This window comes from Lelliottia sp. RD5, assembly GCF_056032945.1.
This window is the reverse complement of the sequence record NZ_JBVYHQ010000001.1, coordinates 847580-860821: the sequence shown is the minus strand read 5'-3', so window position 1 is coordinate 860821 and position 13242 is coordinate 847580. Positions and strand designations below refer to the sequence as shown.

Annotated in this window: 13 protein-coding genes and 1 pseudogene; 7 read left to right on the top strand and 7 right to left on the bottom strand. The window is 55.0% G+C overall.

The genetic code is table 11. From position 1 onward, the window contains the following. Window positions 1-203: 203 nt before the first annotated feature. The 7 genes and pseudogenes from AC0LWE_RS04295 (at window position 204) to selO (ending at window position 6082) form a co-directional block, all read left to right on the top strand. The gene (locus AC0LWE_RS04295) at window positions 204-1232 is read left to right on the top strand and encodes an alcohol dehydrogenase catalytic domain-containing protein (protein ID WP_219346688.1); all 1029 of its coding nucleotides are present in this window, start codon (window positions 204-206) and stop codon (window positions 1230-1232) included. Window positions 1233-1254: 22 nt separating this feature from the next. Further along, window positions 1255-1511 (top strand): annotated as a pseudogene (locus tag AC0LWE_RS04290) (MFS transporter); the annotation flags it as partial. Window positions 1512-1735: 224 nt separating this feature from the next. After that, window positions 1736-2287, top strand: a complete 552-nt coding sequence (locus AC0LWE_RS04285; RefSeq protein WP_219346687.1) for a glutathione peroxidase — start codon at window positions 1736-1738, stop codon at window positions 2285-2287. Continuing rightward, window positions 2287-3042, top strand: coding sequence for a vitamin B12 ABC transporter ATP-binding protein BtuD (gene btuD / locus AC0LWE_RS04280; protein ID WP_202666925.1), 756 nt, complete (start codon window positions 2287-2289; stop codon window positions 3040-3042). Before AC0LWE_RS04285 ends, btuD begins: the two co-directional genes overlap by 1 nt. A gap of 72 nt (window positions 3043-3114) precedes the next feature. Beyond that, window positions 3115-3579 (top strand): C40 family peptidase, encoded by a 465-nt coding sequence (locus tag AC0LWE_RS04275; protein ID WP_059178177.1) that lies wholly within the window; start codon window positions 3115-3117, stop codon window positions 3577-3579. A 285-nt stretch (window positions 3580-3864) separates the two neighbouring features. Further along, complete coding sequence (locus AC0LWE_RS04270) at window positions 3865-4578, top strand: EAL domain-containing protein (RefSeq protein WP_059178176.1); 714 nt, start codon at window positions 3865-3867, stop codon at window positions 4576-4578. Between the two features lie 61 nt (window positions 4579-4639). Then, window positions 4640-6082 (top strand): protein adenylyltransferase SelO, encoded by a 1443-nt coding sequence (selO, locus tag AC0LWE_RS04265; RefSeq protein ID WP_219346686.1) that lies wholly within the window; start codon window positions 4640-4642, stop codon window positions 6080-6082. Here the strand turns inward: selO and AC0LWE_RS04260 are convergent. From AC0LWE_RS04260 to aroH, 7 genes are all read right to left on the bottom strand, one after another. Continuing rightward, complete coding sequence (locus AC0LWE_RS04260; RefSeq protein ID WP_219346685.1) at window positions 6079-6858, bottom strand: heme ABC transporter ATP-binding protein; 780 nt, start codon at window positions 6856-6858, stop codon at window positions 6079-6081. The two genes, selO and AC0LWE_RS04260, sit on opposite strands and share 4 nt — an antisense overlap. Continuing rightward, entirely contained in the window at window positions 6851-7843 is a 993-nt protein-coding gene (locus tag AC0LWE_RS04255) for a FecCD family ABC transporter permease (protein WP_219346684.1), read from the bottom strand. Before AC0LWE_RS04255 ends, AC0LWE_RS04260 begins: the two co-directional genes overlap by 8 nt. Continuing rightward, complete coding sequence (locus AC0LWE_RS04250) at window positions 7843-8664, bottom strand: heme/hemin ABC transporter substrate-binding protein (protein ID WP_202666921.1); 822 nt, start codon at window positions 8662-8664, stop codon at window positions 7843-7845. Before AC0LWE_RS04250 ends, AC0LWE_RS04255 begins: the two co-directional genes overlap by 1 nt. Further along, a complete protein-coding gene (locus AC0LWE_RS04245; RefSeq protein ID WP_219346683.1) occupies window positions 8661-9689 on the bottom strand; it encodes a hemin-degrading factor in 1029 nt (342 codons plus the stop codon). Before AC0LWE_RS04245 ends, AC0LWE_RS04250 begins: the two co-directional genes overlap by 4 nt. A 47-nt stretch (window positions 9690-9736) precedes the next feature. Further along, window positions 9737-11722 (bottom strand): TonB-dependent hemoglobin/transferrin/lactoferrin family receptor, encoded by a 1986-nt coding sequence (locus AC0LWE_RS04240; protein ID WP_219346682.1) that lies wholly within the window; start codon window positions 11720-11722, stop codon window positions 9737-9739. A gap of 78 nt (window positions 11723-11800) precedes the next feature. Then, window positions 11801-11989 carry a hemin uptake protein HemP gene (gene hemP / locus AC0LWE_RS04235; protein WP_202712935.1) on the bottom strand — a complete coding sequence of 63 codons (189 nt, stop codon included), beginning with the start codon at window positions 11987-11989 and terminating at the stop codon, window positions 11801-11803. Between the two features lie 170 nt (window positions 11990-12159). Beyond that, window positions 12160-13206 carry a 3-deoxy-7-phosphoheptulonate synthase AroH gene (gene aroH / locus AC0LWE_RS04230; protein ID WP_131489380.1) on the bottom strand — a complete coding sequence of 349 codons (1047 nt, stop codon included), beginning with the start codon at window positions 13204-13206 and terminating at the stop codon, window positions 12160-12162. Window positions 13207-13242 lie beyond the last annotated feature (36 nt).

Below are 13242 nucleotides of genomic sequence, written 5' to 3'. Positions count from 1 at the left end.
AAACCGAGACGCTGCTGATTCATCTTACGGACCAGTCCACCCGCAACGTCGTGGTTGAGAAGAACGTTAGCGACGCGCTGAAAAATCTGTTAGATGGAAATGAGACCGTGGAAGCCGTTGCAACCGTCACCGCCTGTAACAGGGTATCTCGTTTTCTCGTCGCGCCTGCAATCTGATAATCCCCATTTTTACTGGTGCAATTTATGAATAAAAAATATCGTGCTATGCAGATCGTTGCCCCCGGTGTGCTGGAAATGACAGAGCGGCCGATACCTGCTCCCGGCCCTGATGATGTACTCATTAAAATTGAAGCATGCGGGGTATGCGGTGCCGATCTCCGGGACGCAGAAAAAGCGCCGCAGGAGGGCCAACCAGGCCGTATACCGGGACATGAGATTGTCGGATATATCGCCCGGAAAGGAGATCGGGTGCCGGGTATCTGGCAAACCGGTCAGCGTGTAGGCGTCGGGCGTCTGGGGGGGTACTGTCAATACTGTAACCCATGCCGCAACGGGCTTTTTCATCTCTGTGAAAATCAGCTGACGCCGGGTCTGAGCTGCGATGGCGGCTACGCAGAGTACGTTGTCATGCGACATACCGCGCTGATAGCCATTCCATCAGCGCTTTCTTCTGTGCATGCCGCACCGATCCTTTGCGCCGGCACTGCTACCTTCAACGCGCTGCGTAATTCTGGTGCCAGGGCAGGCGACCGAGTGGCGGTTCTCGGGATGGGGGGACTTGGCCATATGGCCGTTCAGTACGCCCGTAAAATGGGTTTTGAGGTTACGGTAGTTGCACGGGGGAGTGATAAAGAACGAGTGGCCTTTGAGCTGGGCGCGCATCACTACATCGATACATTTAAGGAAAACGGTTTAGAACGCCTGAAAAATGACGGTGGTGTCGATTTTATTGTGGCTACGGCGCCGGATTCAGAAACGGTCGCAGCCTTGCTGCCCGCCCTGGCACCGCGGGGAAAAGCGATCCTGCTGGGTGCCGGGCGAACACCACTGCAGGTCATGCCGGGTATGATGATCGGCGCTGAACGTACCCTGACAGGATCCTTCGTCAGCACACCGGCACAAACCGAGCGCGCGCTCAAGTTCAGCCATCTCTTTCAGACTTTGCCCGTCATAGAACAGATGCCCTTTGAGCGTGCAAACGAGGCCCTCGACAGACTGAAGAGGGGTGAAGCGCGCTTCCGGATAGTGCTTACCATGAATCAGGATAATTAATCACATGTCCACATAACGCTTCCTGCCCGTTGCAGACCAGAAAAATAATCTCTTCCTTCCGTCGTCCGCACAGGCTCTCGCCGGTGCTAACGCCGCAGTTTTTTATGCTACAGGCGCAATTGTGGGTAATGCAATTGCGCCTGACAATTCTCTCGCCACGCTGCCCATCACCATTTTGTTCTGGGGATGGGCAACGTGTATCTTGCCGTTATGTTCACTGGCGCAAAACAAGGTCGTAAAGCTGCCTTTATGGTCGGCATCGGGGCGGGCGTTTTTACCTGCACAATAATTATCCGCTTTGGAGCGATGCGTATTGCCGCTGCGGGTTTACTTATCACTGCATGTCCTGCCCTGGCCGCTCTTTGCCGTGAGTCATTTTTGTAATTCACTGATTTCATGATAAATTATTGTTTAGACTAATATTTGGTATTTAATTGCTTTATCTGTCTACTATTAAAGGCCGGACGTGAGATCCGATAGAGTAAACAAACTAAGGGGACGCTATGCAGTACGATATTCTGAATACCGAAGTCACGACCATTGATGGCGAGAAAACAACGCTCGAAAGCTACAAAGGTAAAGTGTTGTTGATCGTGAACGTCGCGTCGAAATGCGGTTTGACGCCGCAGTATGAACAGCTTGAAAACATTCAAAAAGCCTGGGAGAAGGATGGCCTGGTGGTTCTTGGTTTCCCGTGTAATCAGTTTCTGGGTCAGGAACAGGGCAGTGAAGAGGAGATCAAAACGTTTTGCAGTACCACCTATGGCGTCACATTCCCCATGTTCAGCAAAATTGATGTGAACGGTGAAAATCGCCATCCGCTTTACCAAAAGCTGATCGCTGCAGCCCCAACGGCCGTTGCGCCAGAACAAAGCGGATTCTATGAGCGCATGGCGAGCAAAGGACGTGCGCCTCTGTATCCGGATGATATTTTGTGGAATTTCGAGAAATTCCTGGTTGGCCGTGACGGACAGGTTGTACAACGTTTTTCTCCGGATATGGCACCCGAAGACCCTATTGTGATGGAATCGATCAAGCTGGCACTGGCGAAGTAATGACCATGCTGATGCAGCTGACGGGCGTGGCGCAGAAGGGAAGGCTGGAACCGGTCAACGCTGAGGTTCATCCGGGTGAGATCGTGCATCTTGTCGGCCCCAACGGAGCTGGGAAAAGTACGTTGCTGGCCCGTATGGCTGGGCTGACGATGGGTGAGGGGGAAATCACGTTACTGGGACATTCTCTTCGCGAGTGGTCTCCCGTCTCGCTGGCTCACCGGCGCAGCTACCTTATCCAGCAGCAGATGCCGCCCTTTGCCATGCCTGTCTGGCACTATCTGGCCCTGCATCAGCATGATAAAACCCATTCCGCGCTGCTTGAGGATGTCACTTGCGCGCTGGGGCTGGAAGATAAACTCGCGCGCAACGCCAACCAACTCTCCGGCGGTGAGTGGCAGCGTGTGCGCCTGGCCGCCGCGATCCTGCAAATCCATCCGGCGGGAAATCCTCACGGGAGCGTGTTGTTACTGGATGAGCCGATGAGCGGTCTGGATGTGGCTCAGCAGGCCGCGCTCGACAAGCTATTAAGCCTGCTTTCCGGCAAAGGCATCGCCGTTGTGATGAGCAGTCACGATTTAAACCACACGCTGCGCCACGCCCACCGGGTATGGCTTTTGGCGCGCGGGGCCATGATCGCCAGCGGCGCGCGCGACAGCGTACTGACGCCACCTAATCTTGCTCAGGCTTACGGTATGCCTTTTCGTCGTCTGGATATTGAAGGGCACCGAATGCTGATTTCGACCGTTCAGGAATAGCGTTTCTTGCAAGGTTGCGTAATCACAGGCTAAATTACGGAAAGGATAAAAAAGCAGAGGATTCGTCTGGAAATGCGATTCTGGTTAATCATTGTGGGCATGTTATTACTTGCAGGATGCAGCAGTCATCGTGCACCGCCCCCTAATCCGCGGTTATCGGATTCTATTACCGTGATCGCCAATCTTAACGACCAGTTGCAACACTGGCGCGGGGCACCTTATCGCTACGGTGGAATGAGTCGTGGTGGCGTTGATTGTTCAGGCTTCGTGCTGATGACCTTCCGCGATAAGTTCGATCTGCAACTCCCGCGCGAAACGCGGATGCAGGCTGAGATCGGTACGCAAATAGACAAAGGCGATTTATTGCCGGGCGATCTGGTGTTTTTTAAAACGGGCTCAGGTGAAAGTGGCCTGCATGTTGGCATTTATGATACCGACAATCAGTTTATTCATGCCTCAACCAGTCGCGGTGTGATGCGATCTTCTCTGGATAATGTCTACTGGCGGAAAAACTTCTGGCAGGCTCGACGTATATAGCGGGCGGTTTCCGTTTCTTCCTGGCGCGGTCATCTGAATCGCGCTCGTTTTTAAGTTATCCAGTTTGAGTTAAATCTAAATGTAATTAATTATGTCGATAAGTAGCTGTTTTCGCTAAAACTGGCTATTACACCATAACCAGGATAAAATTATTTTAGATTGATGGAAAAATCTTAAAAATAAAAAGGAAACAATGAAATTAATCTTTTTAAAATCAATAAAGTTGAATTATTTTAGCAATTGCTCCAGGATGCTCGTTATCTTCTTAAACGCGGGGCCGGCGCAATGATTGTCACCCTGAATAATCCTTATCACTCTGAACTATTATTACTTCCTGCTCGCAATTGCGCAGGGGAGCTAAAAGGTTTAGAAATTTTTGCTCACTTTGTTGGCGTGGGAACTGACGTCCGTATTCCAACGGAACTGGTCACCCCGCATCTCAGTGCGGCAGACGAGTTAGCGCTGTTTCACGAAAAGCTGGAATTGCTGGACGCGTGTAAACTGTTTTTTATTCAGCATCACCTTATTGCATGGATAAATATATCGCCTGCTATTGTTGAGTATCTTTTGGCAGACGGGAATGCCACATCAATATTAGAACGCTATCCATTTCTTGAGTTTACGGTTAATGAGAGTTTTCCCGGTTTAAATAATGGAAAAGACGATCCCGTGCTCGCAAGAATGGCAATCCATTTCCCAATGGTGTTGGCTGACTTTGGGGCGGGAACTGCATCCAACAAAGCCGTCTTTGATGGATTGTTTAAACGCATTGCACTGGATAAAGGATTTATCCATGCGCGGGTTGCCGAGTTTTCGTTTGAACCCTTTATGCGCGCGATTCTGGCGCAAATCACGCCCTATTGCCAGGGCGTAATTGTTGCAGGCGTCGACGATGAAGAGATCTTGCGACGTATGCTGCCATTCAATTTCAGCGCCATGCAAGGCAATTTGTGGTCAGCGGTGACTGCCGAGCAAGTGACGTCCCTCGTCCAACGATAACCCTTCATTTCGCCCGTGTTTAAGTGCGGGTAAACCCTCTACACTTAAGACAGGAGGACCTATGACCCTGTCTTTTACTGCTCACTGGCATGACGAATTACCCGGTTTCTACACCGCGCTCAATCCCACTCCGCTGAAAAATGCCCGTTTGATCTGGCACAACGCCAGTCTGGCGAATGATCTAGGCGTGCCTGCGTCGTTATTCCACGCCGATGCAGGCGCGGGCGTATGGGGAGGCGAAACGCTGCTTCCCGGCATGCGCCCGCTGGCACAGGTCTATAGCGGCCACCAGTTTGGTGTGTGGGCAGGACAGCTTGGGGATGGACGTGGCATCTTGCTGGGCGAACAACAGCTCGCGAACGGACAAACCGTCGACTGGCATCTGAAAGGCGCTGGCTTGACGCCGTATTCGCGTATGGGCGACGGGCGCGCAGTGCTTCGCTCAACAATCCGTGAGAGCCTGGCCTCAGAAGCGATGCATGCCCTGGGGATCCCCACTTCACGCGCGTTATCCATTGTCACCAGCGATACTCAGGTTGCCCGCGAATCGATGGAGCAGGGCGCAATGCTGATGCGTATTGCGCAAAGCCACGTGCGATTCGGCCATTTTGAACATTTTTACTATCGCCGTGAGCCAAAAAAGGTCCGCCAACTCGCTGATTTTGTCATTGCCCATCACTGGCCGCAGTGGCAGAACGACGCCGATAAATATGTTCTTTGGTTCCGGGATGTGGTGGCGCGTACGGCATCGCTGATGGCCTGCTGGCAAACGGTGGGCTTCGCGCATGGGGTGATGAACACCGACAACATGTCTATTCTCGGGCTGACGATTGACTACGGCCCGTACGGCTTCCTCGATGACTATCAGCCGGATTTCATCTGTAACCACTCTGATTATCAGGGACGCTACAGTTTTGAAAATCAGCCTGCGGTTGGACTATGGAACTTACAGCGTCTGGCGCAAGCTCTTTCACCATTTATTGACGTCGAGGCTCTGAATGATGCGCTGGATCGGTATCAGGAAGTGCTGATGCAGGAATACGGCAAACTCATGCGCCGCAAGCTGGGGTTGATGACCCAGGAGAAAGGGGATAACGATATCCTCAACGCGCTGTTTGCACTTATGGCGCGTGAAGGCAGCGATTATACGCGCACTTTCCGCATGCTTGGTCAGACCGAAAAGCACAGTGCCGCTTCGCCATTGCGCGATGAGTTTATCGATCGACAGGCCTTTGATAGCTGGTTTGCAACCTATCGTGAGCGCCTGCAGCGTGAGGAAACGCCTGATGACGTCCGCAACGCGCAAATGAACGCGGTCAATCCGGCCATGATCTTGCGTAACTGGCTGGCGCAGCGGGCGATAGAGCAGGCCGAGCAGGGCGATTATGCCGAGTTGCATCGATTGCACGACGCCTTACGCACGCCGTTTGACGACAGAGATGATGACTATGTCAGCCGCCCGCCGGACTGGGGCAAACGGCTGGAAGTGAGCTGTTCCAGCTAAGGGGCGAGAAATACCTGCGGAATAGCACTCGTCGGATGCAGGCCAACGTGAACTTGGGCGCCGTACCAGCGCGCCAGATCGTCGGCCTGTAAAACCGAGTCGGGCGCGCCCTGCGAAACGATTTTCCCTTCATGCAGCAGCACGATCCGATCGGCCCACAGCGCGGCCAGATTGAGATCGTGCAGCACCACGCAAACGTGCAGATTCCCTTTAGCGGTTAAGGATTTCAGCAGCCGCAGTACATGTTGCTGGTGGTAAAGATCTAACGCCGATGTGGGTTCGTCGAGAAACAGCCAGCCGCGCGGCGCTCCGTCGCACCACAGTTGGGCCAAAGCCCGGGCCAGCTGAACGCGCTGCTGTTCACCGCCCGACAATGCTGCATATTTTCGTCCTGCCAGCGGCGTACACCCCGTTATCTGCATTACCTGTGCGATCACGGTGGCTTCCGGCTGCGAGGTCCACGGCGATCTTCCCATTCCAATAACGGCCTCAACCGGCCAGTCAAATTCGAGCTGTGTCTGCTGGCGCATAACGGCGCGATGGCGCGACAGCCTCTGCATGCTCCACTTTCCCAGTGGTTTCCCGGCCAGTTTACAGCTGCCAGAGGTCGGTGGAAGATAGCCCGTCAGCAGACGTAGCAGCGTGGATTTTCCCGCACCGTTGGGGCCGATCAGCGCCACCATTTCACCCGGGTTCAGCGAAAGCGACACATCATGAAGTACGGTTTTATCTGCGATACGGTAGGTCAGCGCCTGCGCCAGAAATTGTTCAGCCAAAGTGCGCTCCCCGACGGAAAATGAGCCATAAAAACCACGGCGCGCCCAGCAGACTGGTCAGCAATCCGACGGGCATTTCTGCCGGTGTAACGACGGTGCGTGCGAGGGTATCGGCGATCAGCAGTAAAAAAGCGCCCGCCAGCACTGAGCCTGGGATAACGGCCCGGTGATCGGCGCCCAGCCACATCCGCACCACATGTGGAACCACTAAACCGATAAAGCCAATCACACCGCTCACTGCCACGGCGGACGCCACCAGCAAGGCGCTGCACAGCAGCAACATACGCTGCACGGCGCGGACGTCGATACCCAGATAATGCGCCTCTTCATCGCCCAACTGCAGTAAATTCAGTGCCCCGGCCAGGCGCCAGATAACCATCACGGCTGGGATCATCAGCGAGGTTGCAGCCAATAATGTTGACCACTGTGCAGACCCAAGACTGCCCATGCCCCACAGTGAAAGCTGACGCAGCTGAGCGTCATTGCTGACCCATGACATCACACCGACTACCGCGCCGCACAGCGCATTGATGGCAATCCCCACCAGCAGTAAGCGCGACAGGGAACTGGCCTGTTGTTGGCTGAGCAAGAAAATCACCAGCGTGGCCGCCAGCGCACCCAAAAAGGCCGCCAGCATGGGAGCATAAAGCATTAGCAACGCCGGGAGTGAAAAGGGCAACACCACCCACAGCGCGACGGCACAGGCCGCGCCGCTGCTGATCCCCAGTAATCCAGGATCGGCCAGCGGATTGCGAAACAGACCCTGCATCACGCAGCCTGCCAGCGCCAGCGAACCGCCGATCACCAGAGCCAGCAGCACGCGCGGGACACGGATGGTCAGCCAGATCTGGCGCAGGGTTTCATCGTGACCGCTCCACAGCAGCGTGACCGGCAGACGCAACGCGCCAAAACCGGTCGCCAGCAGCGTCGTCAACGCCAGCGAAAATGCCAGCATCCATAGCGATAGCGCGATGCGGCGAGTCATCAGGGCAATTGCTCGGCTTTATCACGCAGCTGTTGAATGGCGTGAGGCGTACGGACGCTAAATCCGAGCAGCGCCATATCATCAATCTGCAAAATCTGTTTGTTACGACCCGCAGGCGTTTGCGCCAGACCCGGCAGCTTCCACAGATTCGCTTCGCCGCCTACGGCCTGCACGCCAGCCTGCGAGATCACCACCAGATCGGGCTGGCTGGCAATCACGCCTTCCTGAGACAAGGGCTGATAGCGCGAAAATCCCTGCATGGCATTGTGCAAACCGGCGGCGCGAATCGCCGTATCCGCAGCGGTTTGTTGGCCGGCAGCCATCGCGTTCATCCCGCCGTGACTGAGAATAAACAGCACGCGTTTATTGAGTGGCGACGTCGGTAGCGCTGCCAGTTCCTGCTGCACCGTTTTGCGCAGAGCCTCTCCCTTCACGACGCGATGGGTTGCTTGCGCAATCACGCGGATCTTCTCATCGATTGCGCTCAGATCGTTACCGCCCGGTACCGTCACGACGTTCACGTTGCTTTGCTCGACCTGTTTAAGCGCTAACGAAGGCTGCGCCTGCGCGCTTGCCAGCACCAGCGTTGGGCGCATCGCCAGAATACCCTCGGCGTTTAACTGGCGCAGATAGCCCACGTCTGGAAGCGACGTGACCCGCTGCGGCCACAGGCTGGTGCTGTCGCGCGCCACGAGAGAAGACTCTGCGCCCAACGCAGAGATAATCTCCGTAACGTCCCCGCCGAGCGCGACGATCTTCTCCTGTGGCGCAGCGAACGCCGTCAGCGGTAGGGCAATAATCAGGGCAAGCCATTTTCTCATGCGGCTATCCCATTCGGTGTCAAAGCATCGATCTGCGCGCGCCACTGCGTTTGTTCTGGTTCGCCTTCGGTACGCTGGCCATAAAGTTGCGCAATCTGCGTCCCGTCTGCGGCGAACAGTTCGAGGCTAGTGACGTGGCCGTCGGCGGTAGGCTTACGCGTAACCCATGTTTCCGCGATCGTCTCTTCCAGCAAATGCAGGGTAAACGCTGGATTGAAAATGTTGAGCCAGCCCTTCATCGGCACCACTTTTTCCACTGCGCCGGTAAATATTTGCACGCAGCCGCGGTTGCCCACGAAGACCATAATTTCGTTTCCGGTCTGATGCGCGGCATCCAACAGGCGTGCTAAGGCGCGGTTGTCTACTTTACAGGCCAGGTCGTCACCCACCAGACGGAACGCCTGTTGACGGTTCAGACTGTGGCGCTTCAGGAGGCTGAAGAACTGATGCACGTCAGTCATGGCGCGCCATTCCGCATCGACTTTTTCAGCATCAGGCGACGCGCTGTTGAGCGCCACATCGGCCGCTTTCAGATCCAACGCAGGATTATCGGCAACGATAAAACGGGTCAAAATATCGCCCCACGCGGAAGCGTCCGTGTTATCGGTGGTATAGACCTTGAGCAGCGCATCACCCTGATGGTCAAAAAATTGAATACTCTGGCGTTCACCGCGTGCCGTGGCTTCGCAGATGTGGAACACGCTTGCCCATTGGCTCAGGAACAGGCGCAGATCCAGCGCGCGCGGATTCAGCACCAGCCCGGCATGGCCATTAAGGTGTTGATTGGTGAACGTGCCGATCTGTTCATGAACGGCGTATTCGTTGCGGCAAATGCATTTTGTTTCGCCGACAGTTTCCAGCGCGCCGAAGATCGCACGGATGTCCCCGTGCAAACGCCAGGCGTCGTGCCCCACGCGGGCGAACGTCAGTTCGGCTTCGCTGAGGTTCATCAGCCCGGCGATGTCGCGCGCGTATTTTCCTGGGTTTTCTTCTTTTAACTCAAGCCAGCGGGTGTAGTGATTCATTGTCTCTTCCTTTCGGATAAGGCCCCGGCGCACCGGGGCAAGGGGGATTACCACTGATAACTGACGAAAATCTTACCGTTGCGGCCATCCTGCGGAATGCCCTGCGGTGACCAGTACTCTTTGTCGAAGGCATTGCCCAGGACCAGCGTGGTAGTGACCCCTTTGAGAGCTTGCTGTCCCTGATAGCTCACGTAGAAGTCATTCACCGCGTAGCCCGGCTGTTTACTGTATTCGCTGCTGATATGCGTTGAACGATCGGTAAATGTGCCGATCCAACCAACCGAGAAGCCGCTTTGGGCCACCGGAACGTTCAGTTTACTGGTCACAGTGTCCGGGTTAATCGTCGAGATGTATTCGCCCGTATCGGTGTCTTTCCCGCGCGTGCGGTTATACGCCACGTCAAGGCTGAACAGATCCGCCGTGTATTTCGCCATCACGTCCCAGCCCCATATTTTGGCGTCAGGCACGTTATAGGATTGCGTGGTCGCGGCAGCAAAATCAACGGTCGTAGAGATGTAGTCTTTGGCTTTGGTATCGAAGTAGCTGGCTTTGAACTCCAGCTCATCGTTGGCCAGCATCAGGTCGTCAAAGCGCAGACCAAAACCGTACTCTTGTGTTTCGTTGGTTTCCGGACGCAGATTCGGGTTCGGCACCCAGTAGTTAGTGTAGAAACTGCCAATGGAGAAGTGTTTAGAATCGTTATACATCTCGCCCATTGTTGGCGCGCGAAACGCCTGCGCGTAGGACCCGAACAGCATCAGCCAGTCGGCCGGAGTAACCGTGATGCCCGCACGGGATGACCATTTATCCGCATCGACATCGTCATACCCCTCGCTGCTGCCACGGTAGTTATCATAGCGTGTGCCGCCTAACAGCGTGATCGGCAGGTCGCGCAGGGTGATTTCGTCCTGTAGCCAGCCGGAGCTGAAGTCGATTTTGGCCTCCGGGAAACCGGTGGTCGCGCCGCCTGGATTTTGCTCCTGACGATAATACTCCCCGCCGTAGGTGAGCAGGTGCGAGGCGAAGGTGTCAGTAAACAGATGCGTACGGTTCTCCACTTTTCCGCCTTTGGTGGTTTGCTTGCGGAATTCGGCGGTGCTGTCGACGTTTTGCGCGTTGATACGCGCTTCAGACCAGTACACCTTTGCATCCGCGTTCAGCCAGTCGTTGCCGTCTGGTGCAATGCTGTAGGTCAATTGCGCATCACGCTGGATGGTGGAGCGATCCGTCATCGGGTTACTGCTATCACTTGCATCGATGGTTTGTGGGTTTTTAGGCTCCTGCGCCGCGTTGTTGTAATAGCGCAGCGAGCCGCCCAGCGTCTGGGCGCTGTCGATTTTCCAGCTGCCTTTCGCCAGCATGTTATTGATGGATTCATCGTTTGGCGCGGTGGTGCCGTCGCTTTGACGTAAATCCCCGCGATCGCGGCTGGACCACGCAACAACGCCGTCCAGCACGTCGGTGCGACCAAACGCGCTGGCGCCCATGCCAATACTGTGATCGCCCGTAGCACCGGTCCCAAACACGCGGAAACCGCTGTTTTTCCCGGCCTCCAGCAGATCTTTCGCGTCTACCGTGTCATAGGAAATCACGCCGCCCATCGCGCCGCTGCCGTACAGCAGAGCAGACGGGCCTCGTACCACTTCGATACGTTTGATCAGCGCCGGATCGAGAAACGTGCTGTTGAGGTGTCCGGTATCCGTTCCCTGACGCACGCCATCGACTAAAATCAGCACGCCGCGTCTGTCGTAACCGCGCAAATTCACGTCCTGACCGTTGGTGCGGCCCGTGCCGTCCAGCGTGATGCCCGGCACGGTGCGCAGCAGATCGGCCGCGGAGCTGGCGGTTTGATTTTCTGGGGCGGTGGCGTCGATAACGCTCACCATCATTGGCGCTTCGAACGCGCTGCGGGCGTTGCCCGTTGCGGTGACGGTCATTTCATCAGAGGCCGCAAAAGCAATGCCCGGAAGGGCACTGACAACGGCCAGCGCCAGCAGCGATGGGCGCAACGACGCGGAATGCAGGTATGGCATAGCAACTCTCCATTAGGAAATCGAAAGCGCTGGCTGCCTGGGGATCACCTGGGTGGCTGGCGAATAGTATGGCTAGGTTTATTTCGTAAGAATCAGTTTTCCGGCATGGGTCTGGCGCAGCAGATACTGCTGGCCGTCATGCTCAATAATTACCCGTCCTTCATCGCCAAGCAGACTTTTGCTGTCTATCCGACGCTCCGGAGCAGTGGGTTTAGGCTGTGTGCAATCTTTTGCGAGCGTGGTCGCCGTGTTATCCGTACGTGACATAATGTTTAAAAATAATAATCAAAGTAACAATGATAATCATTATCAATAAAGTGAAATTTCACGGCAAGCCTTTTTGTGAAAAAAATGTGACTGGATCAAATTTGCTGCGAAGGGTTTGAAAAGTGACGGGTAGTGAAATAAAAACCCCGCCAGGGCAGCGGGGGAGGTAATTAAAAACGGCTATCGACGGCAGACGCTAATTTTTCAAGCAGCAGTTCGCTGTCTTCCCAGCTTAGACACGGATCGGTGATCGACTGACCATACGCAATAGGTTGTCCTGCCACGACTTTTTGTGTGCCTTCTTTCAGGAAACTTTCCGCCATGATTCCGGCGATAGCGGTCGAACCGCTGCGTATTTGCTGACAAATTTCATCGCACACGTCCAGTTGGCGACGATGTTGCTTCTGGCAGTTGCCGTGGCTGAAATCGACCACCAGATGTTCCGGGAGATCAAACTCGTGCAGCGTATCGCAGGCCGCGGCGATATCTTCGGCATGGTAGTTAGGTTTTTTACCCCCACGCATAATGATATGGCCATACGGGTTACCGCTGGTCTGATAAATGGTCATCTGACCGTTTTTGTCCGGCGAGAGGAACATATGGCTGGCACGCGAGGCGCGGATAGCATCGACCGCGATGTGCGTATTTCCATCCGTACCGTTTTTAAAGCCTACCGGGCAAGAAAGGGCAGAGGCCATCTCGCGATGGATCTGGCTTTCGGTGGTCCGCGCGCCAATCGCGCCCCAACTAATCAAGTCCGCGATAAACTGTCCGATCACCATATCGAGAAACTCGGTGGCTGTCGGCACGCCGAGTTCGTTCACCTGGAGCAGTAATTTACGCGCCAGTTCGATACCGTGATTAACGCGATAGCTGCCGTTCAAATCAGGATCGGAAATCAGCCCTTTCCAGCCCACCACGGTGCGCGGTTTCTCGAAATAGGTGCGCATAACGATTTCAAGGCGATCCTGGTGCTTATCGCGCAGCACCTTCAGGCGCTTGGCATAATCCATTGCAGCATCAAGATCGTGGATCGAGCACGGGCCAATAACCACCAGTAAACGGCGATCTTCGCCGTTCAGTATTTTTTCGATGCGTCGGCGCGACGCAATGACATGTTCCGCAACGCTTGCGGAAACGGGGTGGCGCTGTGCCAGTTCTGCGGGCGTCACCAGACTTTCAATACGCGCTGTGCGAAGTTCGTCGGTTTTATTCATGGAATGTCTCAGAAATATTTGCTTCATCGGCAGACT